We start from the raw sequence: 25,333 nt of genomic DNA, 5'->3' as shown, positions 1-25,333 counted from the left end.
CCGCGGCCGGCAGCGGGGGAGGCGTGGTGGCGGCCGCCCGGGGCCGGGGTGTCGTCCGCGCGGCCGGTCGTGCCGTCGACCGGGGAGCCGGTCGTGCCGTCGACCGGACGGGGGTGGCGACGGCGGGCGGCGGCGCCGCCTCGGCCAGCGGCGCGACGACGGGAGCGGGCGGGGGAGCGGTCCGCGGCGGGGTCGTCGGGGCGGCAGGTGCGAACGGACCCATGACCAGGTCGTCGGACGCGGCCGGCCCCCGGTCCGCGGCGACGGTCTCCCGCGCCTGGCCGGCGGCGGCCTCCCCGCTGGTGGCCGCGGGGATCGCCACCAGGGTCAGCCAGCCGATCGAGGCGGTGACCACGAGGCCCATCAGCACGTCGATCGGTCTGCGCCAGTGCGGCAGTTCCAGCCACTGGACAGGTGTCGGCTGCCGCAGTCGTCCTCTCCGGTGGGTCATGGCGCCTCCCCGTGGGGCCGCTGGTCGCTGTCGCGGGCACCCTGTCCGAGCAGGTCACGAGGCGGGGAGTTCCCTGCGCGGCAGCTCCTGGAGAGGCTCGGGCCACGGCGGGGCGCCACCCAGCGGAACGGGAACTGTGCGCCGGGTGGCGCGGATCAGGCCTGCGCCGCCCGGCGGATCGCGGCGACGTAGCGCCTGGTCGCCAGCCGTTGCAGCACCAGGCTCAGCGGCCCGGCCAGCCGGGCGGCCGTCGAGGCGAGCCGGAAGAAGACGCGGATCTCGTACACCACGTCGTCGTCCGGGGTGAGCCGCACGGTGAACCGCTCCTCGCCGCTCTCCGGGTGGCCGGGCAGCGTGCCGTAGGCGGACCCGCGCTCGTCGCCGTCCGTCGAGGCCCACACCACCCGGCAGGGGATGTCGTAGCCCAGGCGGGGCAGCCCGGCGGTGAGGACGACGACGGTGCCCGGGCGCCCGGCCGGACCCGTCGCCCGCACGCGGAGGCCGGTGCCCCGCTGCTGTCCCCAGTCGAGGACGGCGTCCGCCGCGCGCTCGAAGGCGTCCTGTCCGGATCCGACGACGGCCGAGTGGACGGCGTGGTGGTACCCGGCGGGCAACTCGGCCGCCCCGGTGCCACCCACCTCGGCGTAGGTGAGCGGGGCGTCGGCCAGCGCCGCCGGATCGGTCCTGCGCAGGATGCCCACGGCAGCCAGTCTCGCCCACCGCGGCGTGCCAGGCTGCCGCCATGGACGTCACCCCGATCGGCTGGGTCACCGCCGCGCGGACCGAGCCCCTGGACGACGACTGGGGATCGGTGACCTCGACGATCACCCTGGACGCCGACCGTTTCGGCCCCGAGGCGCTGCTCGGCCTGGAGGAGTTCTCCCACGTCGAGGTGGTCTACGTCTTCGACCGGGTCGATGCCGCCACGGTGCAGACCGGAGCCCGCCATCCGCGGGGCAACCCCGCCTGGCCGCGGGTCGGCATCTTCGCCCAGCGGGGCAAGGCCCGACCGAACCGGATCGGGGTGACCGTGTGCCGGCTGCTCGCCGTCGACGGGCTGACCTTCACCGTGCAGGCGCTGGACGCCATCGACGGGACACCGGTGCTCGACGTCAAGCCGTACCTGGCGGAGTTCGGGCCACGGGGCGAGGTCCGGCAACCTGCCTGGTCGCACGAGCTGATGTCCGGCTACTGGGGCGACCCGCCCCGGTAGGGTCGCCGCACTGTGCTCGCCTCCGTCACCGCCACCCGCTACGTCACCCCGCTGCGCGAAGGTGGCTCGCTGCCGGGGCTCATGGAGGCCGACGACCTGGGCACCTACGTCGTCAAGTGGCGGGCCGCCGGGCAGGGCGTGAACGTGCTGGTCGCCGAGGTGATCTGCGGCGAGCTGGCGCGGGCGCTGGAGCTGCCGGTGCCCACGCTGGTCACCGTCCACGTCGCCCCCGAGCTCGCGGTGGGGGAGCCGGACTTCGAGGTGCAGGACCTGCTGCAGCGCTCGGCCGGCCTGAACCTCGGCATGGACTACCTGCCGGGCGCGCTGGACTTCGAGGCCGGTGCCGACGGCGTCGACGGCGGGCTGGCCGGTCGCGTGCTGTGGTTCGACGCGCTGATCGGGAACGTCGACCGGTCGTGGCGCAACCCGAACATGCTGTTCTGGCACGGCCGGCTGCAGCTGATCGACCACGGCGCCGCGCTGACCTTCCACCACCACTGGCCGGGCGCGGCCGCGGCGGTGGCCCGGCCCTACGACGCGTCCACGCACGCGCTGGTCGAGTGCGGGCCCGACGTGCCGGCCGCGGACGCCGCACTGGCGCCGCTGGTCACCCGGGAGCTGCTCGACCGGGTGCTGACGCTGGTGCCGGACGAGTGGCTGGAGGGCGAGCCGCCCGACGAGCTGCGCGCCCGGTACGTCGAGCAGCTGCTGGCTCGGCTCGACGCGCGGGACGCCTGGGTGCCCGGCCTGGTCGCCGCGGCGGAGGCCGGGGGAGCGGGCCGCCGCCGCGCGCCGCGGGGCGAGAACCGGCCGTCCTGGCTGGGCCCGCCACCGCCCGAGGGGATGACGCAGCGATGAGCCGGGACACGTTCGAGTACGCCGTCCTGCGGGTCGTGCCGCGCGTCGAGCGCGGGGAGTTCCTCAACGCCGGCGTCCTGCTCTACTGCCGCCAGCGCGACTACCTCGGGTCGCGGATCCACCTCGATCCCGAGCGGCTGCGGGCGCTCGACCCCACCGCCGACGCAGCCGCGATCGAGCGGGCGCTGCAGGCGGCCGCCGACGTGTCCGCCGCCGAGCCGGGCGCCGGTGCGGCGGGTCGCGAGGCGCTGGGATCGCGGTTCCGGTGGCTGACCGCGCCGCGCAGCACCGTCGTCCAGCCGGGGCCCGTGCACACCGGGCTGACCGAGGACCCCGACGCCGAGACCGACCGCCTCTTCCGCCTCCTCGTCCTCCCCGTCTCCGCCTGACCTCTGCTTTTCCGCGGTAAAGCGGGCTGCTTTTCCGCGGAAAAGCAGGGGTCAGGTGGGGAGGAGGGCGTCGATGCGGCGGGCCAGCTCGAGGTCGAGCTCGGTCACGCCGCCCTCGGAGTGGCTCACCAGCGCCAGGTGCAGCGTCCGGTACCTGAGGTCGACGTCGGGGTGGTGGTCCAGCTCCTCGGCGACGTCGGCGATCGCCACGATCGCGGCGACGGCGTCGCGGAAGCCGGGCAGCTCCACGGTGCGCCGGAGCCCGTCCGCACCGCCGGACCACAGCGGCAGGCCGGTCAGGGCATCGGCGACGGCGTCAGGCGAGAGGCGCGGAGGGCGAGGCACGGCCTCAGTGTGGCTCAGGTGTGCAGGCCGCACTCGGTCTTGGTCGAGCCGGCCCAGCGGCCGGCGCGCGGGTCCTCGCCCGGGGCGACCGGCCGCGTGCACGGCGCGCAGCCGATCGAGCCGTAGCCGAGCTCGAACAGCGGGTTCACCGGGATCCGGTGCTCGGCGAGGTACCCGTCGACGACGTCCTGGGTCCAGGCCGCCAGCGGGTTGACCTTGACCATGCCCCGCTTGGCGTCCCAGTCGACCAGCTTCGTGTCCGCGCGGGTCGGCGACTCGTCGCGGCGCACCCCGGACCCCCACGCGGTGAACCCGGCGAGGGCCTCGGCCAGCGGCTTCACCTTGCGCAGCTCGCAGCACAGGTCGGGGTCGCGGTCGTGCAGCTTCGCGCCGAAGGACAGGTCCTGCTCGGCGACGGTCTGGGGCGGGGTGACGTTGTGCAGCGTGATCGGCAGGACGCTGCTGATCCAGTCGCGGGTGCCGATCGTCTCGGCGAAGTGGTAGCCGGTGTCGAGGAAGACCACGTTGACGCCGGGGATGACCCGCGAGGCCAGGTGGGACAGCAGGCCGTCGGCCATGGACGACGTGATGGCGAACTGCGCGCCGAACGTCTCGCCGGCCCAGCGCAGGACGGCGAGCGCCTGCTCCACCGGGTCGGCGATCGAGCCGAAGCGGGCGTCGGCCTCGGCGGCGAGCTCGGGGGTCGCGCCGACCGCCGTCGTCACCGCTGCACCCCCGTGGCGATCAGCCGGACGGCGAACGCCCGCAGGCAGGCGCTGCAGCGCCAGCCGCCGTCGTCGTGCGGGGTCAGGTCCTCGTCCCCGCAGTACGGGCAGTGGAACACCGGCAGCTGCCGGGTCCGGCCCGCGCCGGTCTCCTCGGTCACAGCAGCCAGGCCTCCTCGGCGCGGGAGACGTAGTGGGCGAAGGACTCGCCCGGCGTCCGCCGCTCCAGGAAACCGCGGAGCACCCGCTCGCAGTAGTCGGCGGTCTCGGCCTTGGTCACCTTGTGCCCGCGGAACTTGCGGCCGAAGGTCGCCTCCACGCCGAGGTGGCCGCCGAGGTGCACCTGGAAGCCCTCGACCATCTCGCCGTCGGCGTCCTTGACCATCGAGCCCTTGAACCCGATGTCGGCGGTCTGGAAGCGGGCGCAGCTGTTCGGGCAGCCGTTGACGTTGATGCCGATCGGGGTGTCGAACTCCGGCAGCCGCTTCTCCAGCTCCGCGTAGAGGTCCTGCGCGTGCTGCTTGGTCTCGACGATCGCCAGCTTGCAGAACTCCAGGCCGGTGCAGGCCATGGTGCCGCGACGGAAGGCGCTGGGGCGCACCTGCAGGTCGTGCGCGGCGAGCGCCTCGACGAGCGCCTCGACCTTCTCGTCCGGGACGTCGAGGATGATCAGCTTCTGCTGCGTCGTCGTCCTGATCCGGCCCTGCCCGTACTCGTCGGCGAGGTCGGCGATCGTGGTGAGCAGCGAGCCGCTGATCCGGCCGGTGCGCAGCGCGAACCCGACGGCGTTGGCGCCGTCCTTCTGCCGGCTGACGCCGACGTGGTCGCGCTGGTCGTGCTTGGCGGGCGCCGGCGCCGGGCCGTCGGGGAGCTGCTCGTGCAGGTACTCGTCCTGCAGCACCTGGCGGAACTTCTCCGGACCCCAGTCGGCCATGAGGAACTTGATGCGGGCGCGGTTGCGCTGCCTGCGGTAGCCGTAGTCGCGGAAGACGGCCGTCGTCGCCGCCCAGACGTCGGTCACCTGGTCGGGGCGGACGAAGACGCCGAGCCGCTCGGCGAACCGCGGGTTGGTGGACAGCCCGCCGCCGACCCACAGGTCGTAGCCGGCCTCGCCCGCCTCGTTCACGACGCCGACGAACGAGACGTCGTCGATCTCGGGCTCGGTGCAGTGGTCGACGCACCCGGACATCGACGACTTCCACTTGCGGGGCAGGTTGCTGAACTCGGGGTTGCCGACGTACTTGGCGACGGTCTCGGCGATGACGTCGGTCGCGTCGATGACCTCGTCCTCGAGGACGCCGGCCAGCGGGCAGCCCAGCATCACGCGCGGCACGTCGCCGCAGGCCTCCATCGTGGACAGGTCCACCGACTCGAGGCGCCGCCAGATCTCCGGGACGTCCTCGATGCGGATCCAGTGGTACTGGACGTTCTGCCGGTCGGTGACGTCGGCGATGTCCCGGCCGAACTCGGTGCTGATGCCGCCGATGATCCGCAGCGCGTCGCTGGAGAGCTGACCGCCGTCGATGCGGACGCGCATCATGAAGTAGGAGTCCTCGAGCTCCTCGGGCTCCAGCACGGCGGTCTTGCCGCCGGGGATGCCCTGGGCGCGCTGGGTGTAGAGGCCCATCCAGCGCATCCGGCCGCGCAGGTCACCGGGGTCGATGCCGTCGAAGCCGGTCTTCGAGTAGATGTCGAGGATCCGCTGCTGCACCTCCAGCCCGTCGGAGTCCTTCTTCATCCGCTCGTTGGGGTTGAGCGGCTCCCGGTAGCCCAGGGCCCACTGGCCCTCGCCGCGCTTGGGGCGGTTGCTCGTACGGGTGGGGGTGGTCACGTCTCGGTACTTCTTCCTGCGCCTGCACCCGTCACGGCAGCCGGCCGCGGATCGGGAGGGCGCTGCCGGTTCGATGCGCAGGTGTGCGCGGGAGGGACCTGGGTCAGCGCGAGGCGGAACAGGTGGCGCTGGAGACGCGCGCGAGATCGATGTGCAGGCGCGCGACGAGGAGCACGCCACGGCTGGTCATGGCGACGATGGTGCCATATCCCGATCGGCTTGGTGGTGTGATGCGGGTAACCGCTCAGGCCGCCATGGCGGCGCGGATGCGGGCGACCGACTCCGCCAGCGGCGTGACCGAGGTGTCGATGACCAGCTCGGGGGCGACCGGCGGCTCGTAGGGGTCGCTCACGCCGGTGAACTCGGGGATCTCCCCGGCCCTGGCCTTCGCGTAGAGCCCCTTGACGTCCCGCTCCTCGCAGACCGCCAACGGGGTGGAGAGGTGGACGAGCACGAACCGGCCGTGCTGCTCGACCAGCTTCCGCGCCTGCTCGCGCGCCTCCTCGTACGGGGCGATCGCGGCGACGACGACGGTGCCGCCGTGCTTCACCACCTCGCCGGCGACCCACCCGATGCGGCGGATGTTGAGGTCGCGGTGCTCGCGGGAGAACGTCAGCTCGCTGGACAGGTGGGTGCGGACGACGTCGCCGTCCAGGACCGTGACCGGCCGCCCCTCGGCCTCCAGGTCGGCGACGAGCGCGTCGGCGATCGTGGACTTCCCGGCGCCGGACAGGCCGGTGAGGAAGACGGTGACACCGGGGCGCGGAGCTGCGGACATGGCGGCCAGTGTCGCGCACCCGTTCCGAGGGTCAGCCGTCGGAGGAGTCGCTGAACGAGCGCCACGCCTCGTCGATGGCCACGAGCTCGGCTGCGTGCGGCGGCAGGTCGCCGCTGACCACGTCCGCGACGGTGACGCCCTCGAGCACCCGCCGGTAGGCCTCGCGCGCGGCCACCCACACCTTCGCGAGGTCGGCGGCGGCGCCGGGGTAGGAGACCTCCTCGGGCCGCTGGCCGTGGACCTCGGCGAGGAAGCCCTGCTCCACCCGCATGACCCGTGCGATCGAGATCTCCGAGGCCGGCAGCGCCAGGCGGTAGCCGCCGTCCCGGCCGCGCTGGCTGGTGACCAGTCGGGCGCGCTGGAGGTCGGTGAGGATCGCCTGGAGGAACCGGGCAGGAATGCCCTGGGCGGTGGCGATCGCGTCGGCGGTCCTCGAGTCCGGCGCGGCCGCGGCGAGCTCGAGAACGGCTCGGACGGCGTAGTCGACCCGGGCATTGATGCGCACGACGGCCATCCTGCCGTGGTCTGCGACAGTGGTCGGCGTGATCCGGTTGCGTTTCACCACGACGGTGGAGGCGCCGCTCACCGTGGCGTTCGACGTCGGCCGGGCCCTGGGCCGCCCGTGGCCGCGGCCGACGCGGGAGATCGAGTCGGTGCGGCCGTGGTCCGACGTCCATTCGGTCGAGGGCCTGCGGGGCCGCGGGCGGGTCACGCACACCCGCTGGTTCACCGCGACCGCCGAGGGCACGCGGGTCGAGGAGCTGATCGAGGGGAGCACCGGTCTGCCGGGGCCGCTCGGGGTGCTGGCCGACCTGGCGGTGCGGCGCCGGCTGGCGCGGGCGATGCGGGCGCACCTGGACGTCTACGCGGCGGCGGCGCAGGCCCGGGCGCGGGGCGTCGTGCGGGTGGTGGGTGCGGCGCTGGTCGAGGGGGACCGGGTGCTGGTGGCGCAACGGTCCGGTGGCTCCTACGACGGGTGCTGGGAGTTTCCGGGCGGCAAGGTCGAGCCGGGGGAGTCGGAGCTGGAAGCGCTGGTCCGCGAGTGCGCCGAGGAGCTGGGCGTCGTCGTCGTCCCGGAGGAGTTCCTGGGCGAGGTCGTGCTCGACGGGCCGGTCGGGGGTGGGGCTCCCGGGGCCTCCACGATGCGGGTGTGGGTGGGCCGGGTCGAGTCCGGCACGCCCGTGGCGCACGAGCACGCCGCGTTGCGGTGGGTGGGCCGCGACGAGCTCGACGACCTCGACTGGATCGCCGCCGACCGCCCCCTGCTCCCCGCCCTCCGCACCCACCTCACCCCGCCCTGACTGCTTTGCCGCGGAAAAGCAGCCCGCTTTTCCGCGGAAAAGCAGGGGCTGTGGACGACGGGAGCGGCGGGGCGCCCCCGGCCGCGATCATGCGCGGATGTATCTCCGGTCCCAGGGGCTCCACGGGGTGTTCATCGGCTCCCACGCCGTTTCCGAGGGAGTGCTGACCCGCCATCAGCTGCAGAACGGCCCGTACGTCCGCGTGCTCCACGGGGTGTACGCGGACTCGTCGCTGGACCGAGACCATCTGTTGCGCTGTCGGGCGGCGGCGCTGCTCATGCCGAGCGAAGCAGTACTCGGTGGACGCTCGGCCGCGGCGCTACTGGGTGCCCCAGCACCGAGCTACGGGGATCCGGTCACGGTGCTCGTTCCGCCCGGCACGAAGTGGACGGGCCCGGTCGGGGTCCGGGTGCACACGACGGATTTCTCGCCGGCCGACGTCGCGCTGGACGAGTGGGGCATCCGACACGCGACCGCGGCGCGGACGGCATGGGACGTCGCCACGCTCGAGACCACGGCCACCGCCGTCGGGGTGCTGGATGCCATGGTCCGGGCCGGGCTGATCGACGCCGGCCGACTGCAGGCGATGATCGAGCGACCACTCGCGTCGTGGCGTTCGGCGCGGGCGCGACGGGCTCTCGGAATGGTGGACGGCCGGAGCGAGTCGCCACCGGAGTCGTGGGTGCGGGTCGCCTGCGCTCTCGCTGGGCTGCCGGCACCGATCCCGCAGTACCAGGTGCACGACGGCGGACGCTGGTTGGCGCGGGTCGATCTGGCCTGGCCCGAGCAGCGGCTGATCGTCGAGTACGAGGGAGAGCACCACTTCGACGAGTTGCAGATCGTGAAGGACGACGCCCGGCTGGACGCGGTCGTCGCAGCGGGCTGGCGCGTCATCCGGCTCTCGGCTGCGGACCTGCGGAATCTGACCGAGGTCGTCGCCCGTATCGCTGAGGCGCTCCGTGAGTCCGCTGTCGCGAACTGAGCCACCCTGCTTTTCCGCGGAGAAGCAGACGGCTTTTCCGCGGAAAAGCAGCGGGGGGCCGCACCCGGTGGGTGCGGCCCCCCGCGGTCGAGGGGTGGGAGCGCCTACTTGAAGGCGTCCTTGACCTTCTCGCCGGCCTGCTTCAGGTTGCTCTTGGTCTGGTCCTTCTGACCGGCCGCCTGCAGGTCCTTGTCGTTCGTCGCGTTGCCCAGCGCTTCCTTGGCCTTGCCGCCGAGCTCTTCCAGCTTGTTGTTCGTCTTGTCCTCGCCGCTCATCTGAGCTCCTTTCGTCCCGACCCGCACTACCCCGGGGCCGGCGGGATGACACACCTGAGCGAGCGCTGCGCTGCGCGGCGGCCGGCCGGTCCTAGGGTCTGCGCCGGACGCGAGGGCGAGGGCCGGAACCGGTCCGGGGTGCGAGAGGTGGTCGGGTGGAGCCCAGGAGCGACCCGAGCACCACCGCCTCGGAGGGCCCCACCTCGGAAGGCATGGCCGCCCGCTGCGTCGACGTGGTGAAGACCTACCGCACGGCCACCGAGTCGGTGACCGCTCTGGGCCGGGTCACCCTCGGCATCCCCCGCGGCCGGGTGACGGTGGTGGTGGGGCCGTCGGGGGCGGGCAAGTCCTCGCTGCTGCGGTTGCTCGGCTGCGTCGACCGGCCCGACTCGGGAGCCGTGCACGTCGGGGACCAGCGGGTGGACGGGTTGCGCGCCCGGGCCCGGCGGGGGTTGCGACGGCGACACGTCTCGTACCTCTTCCAGCGGCCGGGCGACAACCTGCTGCCCTACCTGGGCGCCACCGAGCAGGTGCGGCTGGCCGCGGCCATGCGCGGTGCGCCGGTGGACGACGCGCAGATCGAGGACCTGCTGACCCGGCTGGGCCTGGGCCACCGCGGCGCGCACCGCCCCGCCGAGCTCTCCGGCGGCGAGCAGCAGCGCCTCGCCGTGGCCTGCAGCGTCATCGGCTCCCCGACGCTGGTCGTCGCCGACGAGCCCACCGCCGAGCTCGACACCGCCGCCGCCGAGCGCGTGCTCGCCGCGATGGCGGATCTGGCCGCCACCGGCGTCGCCTTCGTCGTCTCTTCCCACGACCCGCGGGTCATGGCCGTCGCCGACGGGACAGTGCACCTCGACCACGGCCGGGTGGTGGCGTGACCGGCGCCGACACCCGGCCCGGCTTCGTCGCGCGCGGGCTGGTCCGGACGTTCACCCGCGGCGCCGAGACCGTCCCGGCGCTGGCCGGCGCGGACCTCGCCGTCGGCGGCGGGGAGGTGGTGGCGCTCGCCGGGCCGTCGGGCTCGGGCAAGAGCACGCTGCTGGCGGTGCTGTGCGGCTGGGACACCGCCGACTCGGGCACGCTGACCTACACCGGTCCGCTGGCCGGCCGGGCGCCCGCGGAGCTGTCGTGGCCGGAGCTCGCGCTGGTGCCGCAGGCGCTCGGGCTGGTCGCCGATCTGTCGCTGGCCGACAACGTGCTGCTGCCCGCCCGCCTCGCCAGGGACCTCGCCGGGGCCGAACCCCGCGGCCGGCAGCTGCTCGAGGAGCTCGGCCTGGCCCGGATCGCCGAGCGCTACCCGCACCAGACCTCCCTCGGCGAGCAGCAGCGCGCCGCCGTCGCCCGCGCGCTCGTGCTCGATCCCGCCGTCCTGCTGGCCGACGAGCCGACCGCCCACCAGGACCGCGGGCACGCCGACGCGCTGCTCGAGGCGATCGCCGCCCAGGCCGGACGCGGCTCGGCGGTGCTGCTGGCCACCCACGACGAGCAGGCCTGGCACCGGGCCGACCGCGTGCTGTCGATGCGCGACGGCCGTCTCGGCGAGGGGGCGCCGGCATGAGGACGTGGCGGCTCGCCCCCTGGCGCCGCGCGCCGCTGCTGGCGTTCGGCTCCCCGATCACCGTCGTGGCGGTCCTGGTGACGACGGCGGTGCTGGCCTGCGCCCTGGCCTCGGCGCCGCTGCTGCTGTCCTCGGCCCGCTCGGCCGCCTTGCAGGCGCAGCTGGCCCCGCAGTGCGCCGAGGCCGCGCAGCCGGCGACCGCCGCCACCGTGCGCTTCGAACCCGGGACGGCGCCCGAGCGGCTCGCCGAGCAGGCGGACGCCAACCGGAAGGTCTGGACCGACCGCGGCCGCGACCCCGAGCGGGCGCTGCTCGTGCTGAGCTCGATCGGCCCGGCCGGCAACCCGCAGGCGGCGGTGCCGGTCCGCGACACCACCGGGACGCCGATGTCGCAGCCGGCCACCCTGGTGTGGCGGCCAGGGGCCACCGACCACGTGGAGGTCGTCGACTCCGCCCCCGGGCCGGGGGTGTGGCTGCCCGCGTCCTACGCGGAGGCCGCGAACGCCACCGTCGGGGACGCGATCACGATCGCGGACACGAGCGTCCCGGTGGCCGGCGTCTACACCGACCTGTTCGACACCGACCCCGGCCCGTACTGGTGCGACTACGGCGACCTCTACCTGAACGAGACCTCCGCGAACGTCCCCCCGCCGGCCCTGCTGCTCGCGGCCGACCAGGAGACGCTCCTCGTCCTCAGCAGCGCGGCCGGCCTGCTGCAGACGACCGAGCAGGTGCCCACCCGACTCGACGAGCTCTCCGTCGACGAGGCGCGGGACCTGGTCGCCGAGCAACGCGCGGCGGCCGGCGAGCTCACCGACGGCGAGGGCACGGCCCTGGTCGGCAGCGGCTGGAACGAGCGGCTGGACCGGGCGGTGGAGCGGGCCGAGCTGATCGAGGCGGGGTTGCGCGGGCCGGTGGTGGCCGTGGCCGCGGCGGCCGGCGTGCTGGCGCTGCTGCTCGTGGCCGCGTCCGGCGGCTTCTGGGCCGACCGGCGCAGCGCCGAGGTGCGGCTGCTCGCCGCCCGCGGCGCCGGTCCGGCGGCGCTGGGCGGCAAGGCGGCCCTCGAGCTGTTCCTGCCGGCCCTGCTCGGTGCAGCAGCCGGCTGGCTGACCGCGCGGGTGCTGGTGGGCGCCCTGGGCCCGGCCGACGACCTCGACCGCGCGGCCGTCGTCGTGGCGGTGCTGGCCGGGGCCGGCGCCTTCCTGGCGGGGCTGGGAGGCGCCGCCGTGGCGGCCGGGCTGCGCGCCCGGGGAACCGTCGAGCGCCCGCTCGGGTCGGCGCGCGTCGCCTCGCCACCGTCCCGTGGGAGCTGGCGTTGGTCGTCGCCGCGGGGCTGTGCTGGCTGCTGCTGGAGAGCCGCGACGCGATCGTGCTGGAGGGCGGGGTCGCGCAGGTCAACGGCCTGCTCGTCGCGTTCCCGATCCTGGGGATCGTCGGGACGGCGCTGCTGGCGGCCCGGCTCGGCACGAGGGTGCTGCCGCCGCTGCGCAGGTGGGCCGGCCGGCGTCGACCGTCGGTGTTCCTGGCGGTCAACCGGCTGGCCGCCGCGCCGGGAGCGGCGGCCGCCCTGCTCGTCGCGGTGACGGTGCCGGTCGCCGTCCTCGGCTACACGGCGACCCTGGCCGCCTCGTCGGAGACCACGCTCGCGGCGAAGGTCGGCGTCCAGATCGGGGCCGAGCGCGCCCTCGTCTCGATCGACCGGGTGACGCCGACCGCGGGCACGGACGCCGTCGGCACGGTGCTGGACAGGTACGAAGGCACCGTCGAGCTCGACGACTCCCGCACCGACGTCCAGGTGCTGGCCGTCGACCCGGCCACGTTCGCCGGCACCGCCTTCTGGGACGACAGCTTCGCCGACGTCCCGCTCGACGACCTGGTCACCCGGCTGACCGGCCCGGCCGACGGCGGCCGGCTCCCCGTGGTCGCGACCGGCCTGCCCCGAGGTCCGGTCGACCTGCGGCTGGGCACCCTGCCGGTCGAGGCGGAGGTGGCCGGCACCGCGCGGGTCCTGCCCGGCCGCCGCCTGGCGCAGCCGGTGGTGCTGGTCGCGGCCGACCGGCTGCCCGACGTCCCGTCGTCGGCCGGCGCGGACCGGCGCTCCGAGCTGTGGACCGACGGGCCGGCCGGCCCCGCCGTCGAGGCGCTCACCGAGGCCGGCGGGCGGCTCGCCCGCACGCTGGAGCCCGCCGACGTCCTCACCACGGCGAACTTCCTCGGGATCTCCTGGACCTTCGGGTACCTCTCCGCGCTGGCCGTCTTCGTCGGGGTGATCGCCGCGGCGGGGCTGCTGCTGCACCTGGAGAGCCGCAGCCGCAGCCGGGTCGCGGGCTACGTCATGGCGCGCCGGCTCGGGCTCTCCCGGCGGTCGCACCTGGCCTCGCTCGTCGTCGAGCTCGGCGCGGTGGCCGGCGCGGGCCTGGTGCTCGGCGCGCTGCTGGCCGTCGGCGCCGTGGCGCTCGTGTACCGGAGGCTCGACGTCGACCTGCTGCGCCCGCCGACGCCGTTGCTCGACGTGCCGTGGACGGCGATCGGGCTCACCGTGGCGGTGGCGCTGCTGGTCGCCGTGCTGACCGCGCGCTACGCCCAGGCGGCGGCCGACCGCGCGGATCCCTCCGCGGTGCTGCGCGAGGAGGCCTGAGCAGGCGGGCCTGAGCTCACCCGCGGGCGGGCGCCTCCGGGTCGGACCCGAGCCGCTGGAAGAACCAGAACACCCCGGCGGCGCTCAACGCCGTCCCGCCCGCGAAGCTCGCCAGCCCACCCTCGTCGAGGTAGGCCCACACCAGCCCGAGCAGGGGAGCGACGAAGACCGCCACCAGGTCGACGCGGACCTGGCGCGCCAGGCCGGCCGGCGGGGCGACGTCCGTCGGGCGGGGCGCGCGCTGCTCGCCGCGGGGCGCCTGGTCCCGGAGCCGCCCCGACGGCCAGACCTCCGCGCCGGCGACGACGGGCAGGACCAGCCGGTCGGTGACCGGGTTCCCGCGGAGCTCCACCCGCTCCCCGGGTGCCAGCCCCGGCAGCTCCGGGGCCCAGAACACCGGCAGCCAGCGGGATCCGCGGTCGGTCTCCAGCTCCAGCCAGCTGCGCACGAGCAGGCCGCGTCGCACGACCAGCCGCGTGGCGGCGAGGGCGCGCACCGGTCGCTGGCGCAGCCGCCGCCGGGTGAGCACGACCAGCGCCGTCGAGACGGCCGCGACGAGCAGCACGACGGCGACGACGACGACGCCCGCGACGAGGTCCTGGACCTCGCGGGTGGTCGCGTCGCCGTCGGCGTACACCGTCGTGGACGGGCCGCCCGCCACGGTCGGGTCGTACCGCACGGTGACCTCCGCGCCCGGTTCCACGGCCACCGGTTCGGCCAGGACGATGCGGCCGGTCCTGGCCTCGCCGTCCTCCCCGTCGAAGGTCACGAGGACGCCGCGGTCGTCGGGCGGTTGACCGACGTCGACGACGCGGGCGACGGCGGTGGCGGTCGCGTCGGCGAGCGGGGCCCGCGCCCCGGGCAGCTGCGCGGCGAGCAGCCCCACCAGCACCGCGCCGACCGCGACGAGCGGGAGCAGCCCCAGCAACAGCTGGGACACGGCGCGCCGGTGCGGACGGGGCGTTGCGGGCGGGGACATCGGGGTCATCGTCTCAACTCCGCAGGTGAGAGCCACGCCCGCCGTCCGGGCGGCCGGGACACCCCTCCGAAGGGGTGCTGCGGCGAGGTCACAGAAGGGTGACGGTCGTGGACGACCCCGCCGGGCGAACTTAGGGTTTCCCCCGCATACACCCGGTGGTCCGTTCCGTGTCGAACGGACGCAAGCCCCCCGAGCCCGCACTCCCGCGTTCTCGGCCGCGGCCCGCCGGACATCGGACATCCATTCCTCTGCTGACAGCGGGGGAAGAGGGAGGCACGCACGTGAACTTCAGTAGGCGCGGTACAGCGCTCGTGGCGACCGGCCTGGCCGGTGCACTGGTGCTCTCCGCCTGTGGCGGCGGCGACGACGACGAGGGCTCCGGCGGCGGCAGCGCCTCGGACCGCTCCGGTCAGGTCGTCTTCGGTGAGTCCACCGACTTCCCGGAGAACCTCTTCCCGAACATCGCCGCGGGCAACGCGACGTCGACGGCCAACATCATCAACGGCATCCTCCCGGGCGCCTTCAACGTGCTGCCCGACTTCAGCATCGTGCACAACGAGAACCTGCTGGCCGAGGAGCCGACCCTCGAGACCGAGGGCGACAAGCAGGTCAACACCTACGTCCTCAACGACGACGCGGTGTGGAGCGACGGCACGCCCATCACGGCCGACGACTTCGAGTTCACCTGGCGGTCCAACCGCAGCACCGACCCGGCCGACGGCGGCTGCCCGTCGTTGCTCTCGACCACCGGCTACGAGCAGATCGAGTCCGTCGAGGGCAGCGGTGACGACAACAAGACCGTCACCGTCACCTACACCTCGCCCTTCGCCGACTGGCAGTCGCTGTTCAGCAGTGACTTCGGCGGCGGCATCCTGCCGGCGCACATCATGGACAACGACGACCCGGCCGCGCTCTGCGAGACGATCACCGAGGGCTGGCCGATCGCCGAGGGTCTCCCGGACGACATCTCCGGTGGCCCCTGGCAGCTCAAGGCCGAGAGCATCGACGTCGGCACGCAGACCGTCGTGCTGACCCCCAACCCCGAGTGGTGGGGCGAGGGCCCGAACATCGAGCGGCTGATCATCCAGAACATCGGCAACGACCCGACGACCGCGGTCCAGGGTCTGCAGAACGGTGAGATCGACCTGATCTACCCGCAGCCGCAGCTGGACCTGGTCGACCAGGTCGAGGGGCTGGCCCCGAACGTCGAGAGCGACATCACCTTCGGTCTCTCCTTCGAGCACCTCGACTTCAACGCCGAGGACCAGCACCTGGCCAGCCTGCCCGTCCGGCAGGCGATCACCATGGCGCTGGACCGCGAGGAGATCGTGGCCCAGACCGTCGGGCAGTTCTCCTCCGACGCCGAGGTGCTGCAGAACCGCATCTTCTTCAACAACCAGCCGCAGTACGAGGACACCGCTCCCGAGGAGTACAAGGAGCAGAACGTCGAGCAGGCTCGGCAGCTCCTCGAGGGTGACGGCTACACGCAGGGTCCGGACGGGATCTACACCCACCCGCAGCGCGGGCGGCTGGCGATCCAGATCGACACGACCGCGAACAACCCGCTGCGTCAGACCACCATCGAGGTCATGATCCCGCAGCTGCGCGAGGCCGGTATCGAGGCGAGCTTCAACGCCAACCCCGACATCTTCGCGGGCGCGGAGAAGCCGACCTCGCTGGAGGCCGGTGGCTTCCAGGCCGCCGTCTTCGCCTGGGTCGGTTCGCCGTTCCGGTCGGCCACGCAGTCGATCTACTGGTCGCCGGCCAACGGCCTGGGCCAGAACTACTCGCGCCAGGGCACCGAGGAGATCGACGCCCTGTACGAGCAGTTCGTGCAGGAGCCCGACGCTGACGAGCAGGCCCGCCTGGGCAACGAGATCGACGCGCTGCTCTGGGAGCAGGTGGCCACCGTGCCGCTGTACCAGAAGCCGACGTTCATCGCGTACAACAGCCGCATCAGCGGTGTGGAGGACAACTCCACGCAGGCCGGTCCGCTCTGGAACTCGGAGACCTGGACCGTCGAGTGATCCACCGGTCATGGGCTCCCGGCTCGCGCCGGGAGCCCATGACCACCCGGCCGCCCGTGCGGCCACGCCACACCGCGGCCCTCGGCGCACTGCTCCGAGGGCCGCGGTGTGCCTGCGCCGGCACGACCGGCACGACCACCGCCTCCTCCGCCCGTCACGGCCGACGGCCCCCGGTCCCCGGACCGCGCCCGTCCGGCACCGGAACGCGCCGAACCTGGACGTAAGGTTTCGCCCATGCTGTTCTTCGCGGTGAGACGGATCCTCGGGTCCGTCCTCGTGCTGCTGGGGAGCTCCTTCCTGGTCTTCGCGCTCTGCGCGGCCAGCTTCGACCCGCTCTCGCGGTACTACACGCTCCAGCCGCGACCGCCGGAGGCGTTCTTCGAGAACATGCGCGAAGAGCTGGGGCTGAACGACAACTTCTTCGTCCGGTACTGGAACTGGCTCACCGGGGTGCTGACCGGTGACTTCGGCGAGACGATCAACGGGACGCCGGTGGCCGACCAGCTGTTCCAGCGGCTCGGTGTCACCGCCCGCCTGATCGGCGCCGCGGTGATCATCGCGGTGATCCTGGCGATCGTCGTCGGAGTCATCGGAGCCGTGCGGCAGTACAAGCCGATCGACTACTTCTTCACGTTCGTCGCCTACCTCCTGATCGCGCTGCCCACCTTCTGGTTCGCCGCGCTGCTCAAGGAGTTCGTCGCCGTCGGCATCAACGACGCGCTGGGGCGCCAGGTGCTGTTCACCCTGGGAGAGGAGACGGCGGCACTGGGCCTCTACGCCGACGGGTGGGAGCTCTGGTCGGACAGGTTGGCGCACCTGGTGCTGCCGACGATCAGCCTCGCGCTGCTCTCCTTCGCGGCGTGGAGCCGGTTTCAGCGGGCGGCGATGCTCGACGTCCTCGGGTCGGACTACATGCGCCTGGCCCGCGCGAAGGGCCTCACCTACCGCCGCACAGTCGTCAAGCACGGGCTGCGCAACGCGCTCATCCCGCTCACCACGGTCGTCGCCCTCGGCATCGGCACGCTGTTCGGCGGCGCGATCATCACCGAGCAGGTGTTCGTGTGGAACGGCATGGGGCGCTACCTGCTGGAGAACGGCATCGGCGCCAACGACATCAACGTCGTGCTCGGCTGGCTGCTGGTCAGCGCCGTCTTCGTCGTCCTCTTCAACCTGATCGCCGATCTGCTGTACGCGGTGCTCGATCCGCGGATCCGGCTGTCGTGACGGCCCTCGGCCGATAGGGAACCGAACATGTCATCCACACAGGCCCAGCCGGGGGCGGGAGCCGTCATCCCGGCGGAGCCGGGCACCCCGGTCGAGTCCGGCGTCGACCACGAGTTCGGCGTCCGGTCCCGCAGCCAGCGCCAGCAGATCGTCCGCCGCTTCCTGCACAACAAGGTCGGCATGTCCGGCCTGGTGCTGCTGGTCGTCATGCTGCTGTTCGGCTTCGTCGGCCCCCTGTTCTACGGCACCGAGTACGCCACCCAGAACCGGAACGCGCAGTCGGTCCCGCCCGGCTCGGACGGCTATCCGCTGGGCAGCGACGCGATCGGCCGCGACCTGCTCGCCGGGCTGATGCAGGGCGTCCAGCGCACGCTGTTCATCGTCGTCGTCTTCCTGGTCATCGCCCTGCCGCTCGGCCTGCTCATCGGTGCGCTGGCCGGCTACTTCGGCCGGTGGGTGGACAGCACGCTGATGCGGCTGGTCGACCTGATCCTCACGGTGCCGCTGCTGGTCGTGCTCATCGTGGTGGCGAGCAACTTCCCCGAGCTGCGCACGCCGTTCGGCGTCGGCCTCATCCTGGGGCTGTTCGGCTGGCTCGATCTCGCCCGCATCGTCCGAGGGCAGTTCCTGACGCTGCGCGAGAAGGAGTACGTGGAGGCGGCGCACGCCCTGGGTGCCTCGGACAAGCGGATCATCTTCAAGCACCTGGTCCCCAACGCGCTGGGCTCGATCATCGTGTGGGTGACCCTGGCCGCGGCGACGGCGATCATCCTCGAAGCCTCGCTCACCTATCTCGGCTTCGGTGTGAACCAGGCGAACGCGACCTCGCTGGGCCGGCTCGTGTCCGACGGGGTGCAGGCCGCCAGCACGCGCCCCTGGCTCTTCTACTTCCCCGGCATCGCGCTACTGCTCATCGTGCTGGCGATCAACCTGATCGGTGACGGCATCCGCGACGCCTTCGATCCCAGCCAGCGCCGCGTGCGGGCCTGAGGGGAGCGGCATGACCACCAACGACCCCAGCGGCTCGGGGCTGCCCGCCGGCGCCACGTCCTACGAGGTGCTCTCCTCGACCCGGACCGACGCCGCCGCACCCCCGCGGCCGGCGTCGGACGCGCTGCTCGAGGTCCGCGACCTCAACGTCCGGTTCCCGACCGAGGACGGGCTGGTCCACGCCGTCCGCGGGGTGGACTACGCGCTGCGCCCGCGGGAGGTGCTCGGCATCGTCGGCGAGTCCGGCTCGGGCAAGTCGGTGACCTCGCTGGCCGTGATGGGCCTGCTGCCGTCCTCGGCGCGGGTGACCGGCTCGGTGCTCTTCCGCGGTGAGGAGCTGCTCGGCATGCGCGACAAGGAGATGTCGCGGCTGCGCGGCTCGGGCATCTCCATGATCTTCCAGGACCCGATGACCTCGCTGGACCCGGTCTACCGCGTGGGCCACCAGATCGAGGAGACCCTGCGGATCCACGACCGCAACCTCTCGGGCAAGGCGGCCACCGCGAGGGCGGTCGAGCTGCTGGAGATGGTCGGCATCCCGCAGGCCGCGGACCGGGTCCGGTCGTATCCGCACGAGTTCTCCGGGGGCATGCGGCAGCGGGTCGTCATCGCGATCGCCATGGCCAACCAGCCCGACGTCATCATCGCCGACGAGCCGACGACGGCCCTCGACGTGACGGTGCAGGCGCAGATCCTCGAGGTGCTGGGGACGGCGCTCGAGGAGACCGGCGCCGCCATGGTGCTGATCACCCACGACCTCGGTGTGGTGGCCGGCATGGCCGACCGCGTCCTGGTCATGTACGCCGGGCGGCCGATCGAGGTCGGCGGCGTGGAGGACATCTACTACCAGCCGCGGATGCCCTACACGCTCGGCCTGCTCGGCTCCCTGCCCCGGCTGGACAGCACCACCCGCGAGCAGCTGACGCCGATCGTCGGCGCCCCGCCCTCGATGCTCAACATGCCGCCGGGGTGCCCGTTCGCACCCCGCTGCCCGCTGCACATCCCGGAGTGCGACGCCGACGAGCCGCCGTTGATCCCCGTGGGGCCGGGCCACACCGCCGCGTGCATCCGCACCGAGGTGGTCGCCGCGGCCGGCGGTCACGCCACCGAGGTCTTCGAGGCCGGGGTGACCGACACGCTGCTGGTCGAGCAGCCGTCGGGCGGCCAGGCGGCGGTGGCCCGCGACGACGAGCCGGCGGGTCCGCCACCGGGCGACCAGACCGAGCCGGCCGCGCAGCGGGGCGGCGAGACCGGAACCGTGACGACTCCCCGAGGAGACCACCCGTGACCGCCCCCGCGGACGACCGTCCCCGCACCGCCGGCGAGCGCGGCGAGCCGATCCTCTCCGTGCGCGGCCTGGTCAAGCACTTCCCGATCACTGGCGGCCTCCTGCGGCGGAAGGTCGGTGCGGTGCGCGCCGTCGACGGCGTCGACCTCGACCTCTACCCCGGCGAGGTGCTCGGTCTGGTCGGCGAGTCCGGCTGCGGCAAGTCCACGACCGGACGCGCGATCCTCAACCTGCAGCCGGCCACCAGCGGGTCGGTCCGGTTCCAGGGCCGGGAGCTGACCGGCCTGGGCCGCAAGCAGATGCGGCCGCTGCGCCGGGACATCCAGATCGTCTTCCAGGACCCCTACGCCTCGCTGAGCCCCCGCCTGCCGGTCTTCGACATCATCGCCGAGCCGCTGCTGATCCACGGCGTGGTCAAGGGCGAGGCGGCGATCCGCGAGCGGGTCGAGGAGCTCGTGCGGCTCGTCGGGCTCAACCCCGAGCACACCAACAGGTACCCCTCGGAGTTCTCCGGCGGGCAGCGGCAGCGCATCGGGATCGCCCGGGCGCTGGCGCTGGAGCCCAAGGTGCTGGTGCTCGACGAGCCGGTGTCGGCGCTGGACGTGTCCATCCAGGCCGGCGTCATCAACCTGCTCGAGGAGCTGAAGGACCGGCTGCAGCTGTCCTACCTCTTCATCGCGCACGACCTCTCGGTCGTCCGGCACATCTCCGACCGCGTGGCCGTCATGTACCTCGGCCGGATCGTGGAGGTGGCCGATCGCGACGAGCTCTTCGAGCGGCCCGTGCACCCGTACACCCAGGCGCTGCTGTCGGCGATCCCGCTGCCCGACCCCCGCCGCGAGCGGGCGCGGCAGCGGATCATCATCACCGGCGACGTGCCCAGCCCGGCCAACCCGCCCTCGGGCTGCCACTTCCGCACGCGGTGCCAGAAGTTCGCGAACGAGCTGTCGGACACGCAGCGGCGGAAGTGCATCGACGTCGACCCGGAGCTCGCCGACCGCGGTGCCGGGCACCTCAACGCCTGCCACTACGCGGAGCCCCGCCCGGTGCTCTGACCTCGTCGGCCACGATCAGGTGACCTGATCGTGGCGCGTCCTCCCTCGCGGTGGGCGGTGGGGGAGGACGACGCGCGGTGAGGGAGGACGTCGTCGTGGGACCACCGACCCCAGGAAGGATGCGCACCGTGACAGCTGATCGGCGCCTGCTGCTCGTCCACGCGCACCCGGACGACGAGACGATCAACAACGGCGCCACCATGGCCCGCTACGTCGCCGAGGGGGCTGCGGTCACCCTGCTCACCTGCACGCTGGGGGAGGAGGGCGAGATCCTCGTTCCCGAGCTCGCCCAGCTCGCCGCGGACCAGGCCGACCAGCTCGGCGGCTACCGGATCGGTGAGCTGCGGGCGGCGATGGCGGCCCTCGGCGTCACCGACTGGCGGTTCCTCGGCGGCGCCGGCCGCTACCGCGACTCCGGGATGATGGGGACGCCGGCCAACGAGCACCCGCGGGCGTTCTGGAACGCCAACCTCGACGAGGCGACGGCGCACGCGGTCGCCGTCGTGCGCGAGGTGCGACCCCAGGTGCTGGTCACCTACGACGAGTTCGGCGGGTACGGGCACCCCGATCACATCCAGGCGCACCGGGTCGCGATGCGCGCCGTCGACGCCGCGGCCGACCCCGCCTACCGGCCGGACCTCGGCGCTCCGTGGGAGGTCGCCAAGGTCTACTGGAACGCGATGCCGCGCTCGGTGGTGCAGGCCGGCATCGAGGCGATGGAGGCGCTCGGGGAGGCCTCGCCGTTCGAGGGGCTCGGCGACCTCGACCAGGTGCCGTTCGTCGTCCCCGACGACGTCGTCACCACCGTGGTCGACGGGCGTGAGTACGCCGACCGGAAGGACGCCGCGATGCGGTCGCACCCCTCCCAGATCACCGTGGACGGACCGTTCTTCGCGCTGTCGAACAACCTCGGCCAGGAGGTGCTCGCGACCGAGCACTACCGCCTCGTCCGCGGTCGGCGCGGTCCGGGCGCGGGACCGCACGGCTGGGAGGACGACCTGTTCGCCGGCCTCGACCGGTGACCTCCCGCATCATCGCCAGGGTCGGCTGGGCACTGGCCGCCGTCGTCGTCGCCACCTGGCTGGCCCTGGTGCAGGTGTTCTGGCTGCCCCTGCGCGTCGGTGGCGTGCCGGTGCCCCTGTCGGTGCTCGCGGCGCCGGTCGGGAACCTGCTGCTCGTGGGCCTGGCGTACCGGCTGTCGGGGTCGCGCGCGGTCGCCGTGCTGCCGGCGCTCGCCTGGCTGGTGGTCGCGCTGGCCGCCATGGTGCGCCGCCCCGAGGGGGACCTGGTCCTGGTGGGCACCGGCACGCTGGGCGTGTTCGGGATCCTCTTCCTGATCGCCGGGGTGGTCGCCGGGGCGTTCGCCTGCGGCCGGCTCCTGGGTGCGGTGCGACCCCCCGCGCCCGTGACGGACCCGACGGCGCCGGACCCGACCGTGCCGGATCCGACGGTCCCTGGGACGCCTCGCTGAGAGCGGGCTCAGGCCAGCGGGGCGGCGGCGCGCCGGTCGCCCAGCCAGCTCGCGAACTCGTCGGCCGGCATCGGCCGGCCGATGTGGTACCCCTGCGCGGTCTGGCAGCCCCACGTGCGCAGCACGTCGAGGGTCTCGGCGTCCTCGACGCCCTCGACGACCATGTCCATCTCCAGGTCCCGCGCGAGCTGCAGGGTGCTGCGCACGATGGCCGCCGCACGCTCGTCGCCGGCCAGGGAGCTGACGAAGCTGCGGTCGAGCTTCAGCTCGTCGACCGGCAGCGCCCGCAGGTACGACAGCGACGAGTAGCCGGTGCCGTAGTCGTCGATGGACAGCCGGATGCCCATCCGGCGCAGCGCGGCCATGACCTGCTGGCTGCGCGCGGCGTCGGCCATGAGCACGTCCTCGGTGATCTCCAGGATGAGCGACTCGGCCGGCACCTCGCAGGCCTCCAGCAGCATGGCCACCTGGTCGGGCAGCGCGACGTCCTGCAGGTTCGACACCGACAGGTTCACCGCGACGGTGAGGTCCTGGCCGGCGGCGCGCCAGGCGCGCAGGTCGCGCAGCGACTGCTCGAGGACCTGGAGGGCCAGCCGGCGCATGAGCCCGGCTTGCTCCGCGAGCGGCAGGAAGACGTCGGGGCGGAGCAGCCCGCGCTCGGGGTGCTCCCAGCGCACCAGGGCCTCCACGCCGACGACGGCGCCCGTGGGCACGTCCAGCTTGGGCTGGTAGTGCGGGAGCAGCTGGTCGGTGTCCAGCGCGGCGCGCAGCTGCTCGAGGGTCTCCAGCCGGTCGCGCGGCGCGGAGGTGCCGTCGGGCACCCAGACCTCGAAGCCCTCCCGGCCGCGCTTGGCGCCGTACATCGCGGTGTCGGCCCGCGCGAGCAGCAGCGAGCGGTCCCGGCCGTGGTCGGGGCACAGTGCGACGCCGATGCTGGCGTCGACGTGCAGGGGCATGCCGTCGAGCTCGAACGCGTCGCGCAGGACCGCGCCGAGGCGGGTGGCGACGTCCCGGGCGCGCTGCTCGTCGGCGTCCGGCAGCAGGACGGCGAACTCGTCGCCACCCATCCGCGCCAGCAGGTCGCCGGGCTCCAGGGCGGCCTGCAACCGCGGGCCGACCAGGCAGAGCAGGTCGTCACCGACGCTGTGCCCGAAGCTGTCGTTGACCTCCTTGAACCTGTCGAGGTCGATCATCAGCACCGCGCACGCGGGCTCGCCGGGGCCGTAGACGGCGGCCTCGAGCGCCTCGGTGAACCGGCGGCGGTTGGGCAACCCGGTGAGCGGGTCGTGGTGGGCCTCGGTGGCCAGTTGCTGCAGCCGCAGCTGCTCGACCGCCCGGAGCTGGGCGTTCTCCACGACCAGCGAGCCCTCGAGGGCCACCTGGCGGACCGCCTCGCGCACCTCCGGTCCCCAGGTCCGCCCGCCGCTGGTCGAACCGGTGATGACCAGGCCGCGGAGCCGGTCGCCGGACAGCAGCGGAACGCTGACGAAGGAGGTCAGGTCCAGGGCGGCGATCAGCCGGAGGTCGACCAGGGTGGTGCTCGGCGCGTCCTCCACGAAGACCGGCAGCCGCTGCTCGCAGGTCAGCCGCCAGAGCGGCACGTCGTCCGCCGGTCGTCCGACGAGCGTGGCCTGCACGATCGCCTTGTGCTCCTCGGTCCAGCCGACGTGCCGGATCTCGTCGACCACGCCGTCGTCGTCGACGAGGTAGGCCGCGCTGCGCTCGGTGCCGACGAGCTCCTGCACGGCCCGGGCCAGCACCTCGGCGGCCTCGGGCGCGCCGGTGGCCTTCGAGCCGTCGACCATCATCTGGCGCACGACCCGGGCGGTGGTCAGGGAGGCCGCGCGAGCCTGGCTGGTGCGGGCCTGCTCGATGACCCCGCCGAGGTGCGCGCCCGCCGCCGCCGCGAGCCGGCGCACGGCCTCGGAGAACGGGCGGACGACGGTGCTGTCCAAGGTGAGGACGCCGGCCACGTGCGGGCTGCGCCCGATCGGCACGGCGAGTGCGGAGGCGATCTGGAACGTGTCGACCCACCAGCCGGCCAGCAGGTCGGAGTCCCTGTCCGCGGTGAGCGGCTGGCCGGTGCGCAGCACGGTCTCGGCCAGCTGCAGGTTCACCGGGGCGTTGCGGAACCGCTCCCAGGTGGCCAGGTCCCTGTGCCCGTCGGCGTAGCTCGCCATCCGGGGGACGAGCCGGCCGTCCTCGAGCAGGAAGATGCAGGCCCGCTCCACCTCGCCGAGCTTGGCCAGCTGCACGCAGGCGGTACCGAGCAGGTGGGCCATCGAGTTCGCCTGCGCCGCGGCCTCGATGAGGCCGAGCAGCACCTCGGCCTGGCGGGACCGGCGCCGCTCCGACCGCCGCATCCACGCGTCGGCGACCGCGGGCGTCAGGTCGGGGACGATCGCCGCGAGCAGGTCCGGGGTCGCGCCGGTGGCCGGCTCGACGGTGAGGACGGCGATGACCTCGCCGTCGAGGACGAGCGGTTCGACGTGCGCGCTGCCGGCGCCGAGGATGGCCAGGCCCGGGTCACCGCTGCGCCCACCGTCGCCGTGCACGACGGCGGGACGGCGCTCGGAGATGACGGCCGCGAGGAACGACGGGGCCACGGCGAACGCGGCCCGGCCGGCAGGGGGGTGGACGACCGGCGTGCCGGGAGGGACGGACACCGCGAAGGGGACCAGCGCGTGGGTGCTGGTCTCGTGCACCCACACGGACACCCGGCTCGCTCCCGACGCCTCCTGCAGGCGGTCGAGGAGGCGGTCCACCGCGGCCTGGGCGTCGTACGGGGACGCCGACGGCCGTCGGGGCGCGGCGACGTGCACTGCCGTGGGCTCGGACACGGGGGAGAAATCGGTCCGGCCGGAGCCACCCTTGAGTGGGGCACCCGGGCCTCCCCCCACGGGGTGACACGGGAGGAAGGGCACCCTTCCCGGCCGTGCGGCCGGGGAGGGTGAT

Annotated in this window: 27 protein-coding genes and 1 pseudogene; 16 read left to right on the top strand and 12 right to left on the bottom strand. The window is 73.7% G+C overall.

Annotation, left to right across the window (positions count from 1 at the left end):
* Together A6V29_RS16840 and A6V29_RS16835 are read right to left on the bottom strand one after the other, a co-directional pair.
* Nucleotides 1-451: pseudogene (locus tag A6V29_RS16840) on the bottom strand (hypothetical protein); the annotation flags it as partial.
* A gap of 155 nt (nucleotides 452-606) precedes the next feature.
* Nucleotides 607-1,152, bottom strand: a complete 546-nt coding sequence (locus A6V29_RS16835) for a DUF1990 domain-containing protein (protein ID WP_137161368.1) — start codon at nucleotides 1,150-1,152, stop codon at nucleotides 607-609.
* 41 nt (nucleotides 1,153-1,193) lie between these two features.
* Between A6V29_RS16835 and A6V29_RS16830 the strand changes: the two genes are divergently transcribed.
* From A6V29_RS16830 to A6V29_RS16820, 3 genes are read left to right on the top strand one after another with little or no spacing between them, the layout of a single operon-like run.
* Nucleotides 1,194-1,664, top strand: a complete 471-nt coding sequence (locus tag A6V29_RS16830; RefSeq protein WP_137161367.1) for an SAM-dependent methyltransferase — start codon at nucleotides 1,194-1,196, stop codon at nucleotides 1,662-1,664.
* Between the two features lie 12 nt (nucleotides 1,665-1,676).
* Complete coding sequence (locus tag A6V29_RS16825) at nucleotides 1,677-2,522, top strand: HipA family kinase (protein WP_137161366.1); 846 nt, start codon at nucleotides 1,677-1,679, stop codon at nucleotides 2,520-2,522.
* Nucleotides 2,519-2,911, top strand: a complete 393-nt coding sequence (locus tag A6V29_RS16820; RefSeq protein ID WP_137161365.1) for a DUF3037 domain-containing protein — start codon at nucleotides 2,519-2,521, stop codon at nucleotides 2,909-2,911. The genes A6V29_RS16825 and A6V29_RS16820 overlap by 4 nt, the downstream gene beginning before the upstream one ends.
* Nucleotides 2,912-2,962: 51 nt before the next feature.
* On the opposite strand, the gene A6V29_RS16815 is transcribed toward A6V29_RS16820, so the two are convergent.
* The 7 genes from A6V29_RS16815 to A6V29_RS16790 all read right to left on the bottom strand — a co-directional run bounded on the left by A6V29_RS16815 (nucleotide 2,963) and on the right by A6V29_RS16790 (nucleotide 7,104).
* The gene (locus A6V29_RS16815; RefSeq protein WP_137161364.1) at nucleotides 2,963-3,256 is read right to left on the bottom strand and encodes a 4a-hydroxytetrahydrobiopterin dehydratase; all 294 of its coding nucleotides are present in this window, start codon (nucleotides 3,254-3,256) and stop codon (nucleotides 2,963-2,965) included.
* A gap of 14 nt (nucleotides 3,257-3,270) precedes the next feature.
* The gene (locus A6V29_RS16810; protein WP_137161363.1) at nucleotides 3,271-3,981 is read right to left on the bottom strand and encodes a phosphoadenylyl-sulfate reductase; all 711 of its coding nucleotides are present in this window, start codon (nucleotides 3,979-3,981) and stop codon (nucleotides 3,271-3,273) included.
* Nucleotides 3,978-4,142: an Insertion element protein gene (locus tag A6V29_RS16805; RefSeq protein WP_170977922.1), complete on the bottom strand. Its 165-nt coding sequence runs from the start codon at nucleotides 4,140-4,142 to the stop codon at nucleotides 3,978-3,980. Before A6V29_RS16805 ends, A6V29_RS16810 begins: the two co-directional genes overlap by 4 nt.
* Nucleotides 4,139-5,812 (bottom strand): nitrite/sulfite reductase, encoded by a 1,674-nt coding sequence (locus A6V29_RS16800; RefSeq protein ID WP_137161362.1) that lies wholly within the window; start codon nucleotides 5,810-5,812, stop codon nucleotides 4,139-4,141. Before A6V29_RS16800 ends, A6V29_RS16805 begins: the two co-directional genes overlap by 4 nt.
* Nucleotides 5,813-5,915: 103 nt before the next feature.
* Nucleotides 5,916-6,002, bottom strand: coding sequence for a putative leader peptide (locus A6V29_RS22230; RefSeq protein ID WP_502700108.1), 87 nt, complete (start codon nucleotides 6,000-6,002; stop codon nucleotides 5,916-5,918).
* 54 nt (nucleotides 6,003-6,056) lie between these two features.
* Nucleotides 6,057-6,590, bottom strand: a complete 534-nt coding sequence (gene cysC / locus A6V29_RS16795) for an adenylyl-sulfate kinase (protein ID WP_137161361.1) — start codon at nucleotides 6,588-6,590, stop codon at nucleotides 6,057-6,059.
* 31 nt (nucleotides 6,591-6,621) lie between these two features.
* Nucleotides 6,622-7,104 carry an RrF2 family transcriptional regulator gene (locus A6V29_RS16790; RefSeq protein WP_137161360.1) on the bottom strand — a complete coding sequence of 161 codons (483 nt, stop codon included), beginning with the start codon at nucleotides 7,102-7,104 and terminating at the stop codon, nucleotides 6,622-6,624.
* Nucleotides 7,105-7,132: 28 nt separating this feature from the next.
* Between A6V29_RS16790 and A6V29_RS22000 the strand changes: the two genes are divergently transcribed.
* Both A6V29_RS22000 and A6V29_RS16780 read left to right on the top strand, forming a co-directional pair.
* Nucleotides 7,133-7,891 carry a (deoxy)nucleoside triphosphate pyrophosphohydrolase gene (locus A6V29_RS22000; protein WP_137161359.1) on the top strand — a complete coding sequence of 253 codons (759 nt, stop codon included), beginning with the start codon at nucleotides 7,133-7,135 and terminating at the stop codon, nucleotides 7,889-7,891.
* A gap of 97 nt (nucleotides 7,892-7,988) precedes the next feature.
* Complete coding sequence (locus tag A6V29_RS16780; RefSeq protein WP_137161358.1) at nucleotides 7,989-8,873, top strand: endonuclease domain-containing protein; 885 nt, start codon at nucleotides 7,989-7,991, stop codon at nucleotides 8,871-8,873.
* A 104-nt stretch (nucleotides 8,874-8,977) separates the two neighbouring features.
* Here the strand turns inward: A6V29_RS16780 and A6V29_RS16775 are convergent, their stop codons facing one another.
* Nucleotides 8,978-9,148 (bottom strand): CsbD family protein, encoded by a 171-nt coding sequence (locus tag A6V29_RS16775; protein WP_137161357.1) that lies wholly within the window; start codon nucleotides 9,146-9,148, stop codon nucleotides 8,978-8,980.
* A 155-nt stretch (nucleotides 9,149-9,303) separates the two neighbouring features.
* On the opposite strand from A6V29_RS16775, the gene A6V29_RS16770 reads away from it, so the two are divergent.
* The 4 genes from A6V29_RS16770 to A6V29_RS16760 are packed head-to-tail and all read left to right on the top strand — an operon-like array spanning nucleotide 9,304 to nucleotide 13,344.
* Nucleotides 9,304-10,026 carry an ABC transporter ATP-binding protein gene (locus A6V29_RS16770; RefSeq protein ID WP_249933303.1) on the top strand — a complete coding sequence of 241 codons (723 nt, stop codon included), beginning with the start codon at nucleotides 9,304-9,306 and terminating at the stop codon, nucleotides 10,024-10,026.
* Nucleotides 10,023-10,706 carry an ABC transporter ATP-binding protein gene (locus A6V29_RS16765; RefSeq protein ID WP_212719511.1) on the top strand — a complete coding sequence of 228 codons (684 nt, stop codon included), beginning with the start codon at nucleotides 10,023-10,025 and terminating at the stop codon, nucleotides 10,704-10,706. Before A6V29_RS16770 ends, A6V29_RS16765 begins: the two co-directional genes overlap by 4 nt.
* Nucleotides 10,703-12,289, top strand: a complete 1,587-nt coding sequence (locus A6V29_RS21060) for an ABC transporter permease family protein (protein ID WP_170977919.1) — start codon at nucleotides 10,703-10,705, stop codon at nucleotides 12,287-12,289. Before A6V29_RS16765 ends, A6V29_RS21060 begins: the two co-directional genes overlap by 4 nt.
* Complete coding sequence (locus tag A6V29_RS16760; RefSeq protein WP_170977918.1) at nucleotides 12,223-13,344, top strand: FtsX-like permease family protein; 1,122 nt, start codon at nucleotides 12,223-12,225, stop codon at nucleotides 13,342-13,344. Before A6V29_RS21060 ends, A6V29_RS16760 begins: the two co-directional genes overlap by 67 nt.
* A 16-nt stretch (nucleotides 13,345-13,360) precedes the next feature.
* Here A6V29_RS16760 and A6V29_RS16755 read toward each other — a convergent pair whose 3' ends face one another.
* Entirely contained in the window at nucleotides 13,361-14,323 is a 963-nt protein-coding gene (locus tag A6V29_RS16755; RefSeq protein ID WP_137161355.1) for a hypothetical protein, read from the bottom strand.
* 281 nt (nucleotides 14,324-14,604) lie between these two features.
* On the opposite strand from A6V29_RS16755, the gene A6V29_RS16750 reads away from it, so the two are divergent.
* The 7 genes from A6V29_RS16750 to A6V29_RS16720 all read left to right on the top strand — a co-directional run bounded on the left by A6V29_RS16750 (nucleotide 14,605) and on the right by A6V29_RS16720 (nucleotide 22,378).
* Complete coding sequence (locus A6V29_RS16750) at nucleotides 14,605-16,350, top strand: ABC transporter family substrate-binding protein (protein ID WP_137161354.1); 1,746 nt, start codon at nucleotides 14,605-14,607, stop codon at nucleotides 16,348-16,350.
* Between the two features lie 234 nt (nucleotides 16,351-16,584).
* Nucleotides 16,585-17,574, top strand: a complete 990-nt coding sequence (locus tag A6V29_RS16745; RefSeq protein ID WP_137161353.1) for an ABC transporter permease — start codon at nucleotides 16,585-16,587, stop codon at nucleotides 17,572-17,574.
* Between the two features lie 27 nt (nucleotides 17,575-17,601).
* Nucleotides 17,602-18,564, top strand: a complete 963-nt coding sequence (locus A6V29_RS16740; RefSeq protein WP_137161352.1) for an ABC transporter permease — start codon at nucleotides 17,602-17,604, stop codon at nucleotides 18,562-18,564.
* A gap of 10 nt (nucleotides 18,565-18,574) precedes the next feature.
* The gene (locus tag A6V29_RS16735) at nucleotides 18,575-19,852 is read left to right on the top strand and encodes an ABC transporter ATP-binding protein (RefSeq protein WP_137161351.1); all 1,278 of its coding nucleotides are present in this window, start codon (nucleotides 18,575-18,577) and stop codon (nucleotides 19,850-19,852) included.
* Nucleotides 19,849-20,907 carry an ABC transporter ATP-binding protein gene (locus A6V29_RS16730; protein ID WP_137161350.1) on the top strand — a complete coding sequence of 353 codons (1,059 nt, stop codon included), beginning with the start codon at nucleotides 19,849-19,851 and terminating at the stop codon, nucleotides 20,905-20,907. Before A6V29_RS16735 ends, A6V29_RS16730 begins: the two co-directional genes overlap by 4 nt.
* Nucleotides 20,908-21,035: 128 nt before the next feature.
* Nucleotides 21,036-21,929, top strand: a complete 894-nt coding sequence (gene mshB, locus A6V29_RS16725) for an N-acetyl-1-D-myo-inositol-2-amino-2-deoxy-alpha-D-glucopyranoside deacetylase (protein WP_212719509.1) — start codon at nucleotides 21,036-21,038, stop codon at nucleotides 21,927-21,929.
* Complete coding sequence (locus A6V29_RS16720) at nucleotides 21,926-22,378, top strand: hypothetical protein (RefSeq protein WP_137161348.1); 453 nt, start codon at nucleotides 21,926-21,928, stop codon at nucleotides 22,376-22,378. The genes mshB and A6V29_RS16720 overlap by 4 nt, the downstream gene beginning before the upstream one ends.
* Nucleotides 22,379-22,386: 8 nt before the next feature.
* Here the strand turns inward: A6V29_RS16720 and A6V29_RS16715 are convergent, their stop codons facing one another.
* Nucleotides 22,387-25,218, bottom strand: coding sequence for a bifunctional diguanylate cyclase/phosphodiesterase (locus A6V29_RS16715; protein WP_170977917.1), 2,832 nt, complete (start codon nucleotides 25,216-25,218; stop codon nucleotides 22,387-22,389).
* Nucleotides 25,219-25,333 lie beyond the last annotated feature (115 nt).

Source organism: Blastococcus sp. CCUG 61487, assembly GCF_005222955.1.
Taxonomy (GTDB): Bacteria; Actinomycetota; Actinomycetes; order Mycobacteriales; family Geodermatophilaceae; genus Blastococcus.
Note: the sequence above shows the minus strand (reverse complement) of the source record. Positions and strands in the feature narration are given on the sequence as shown.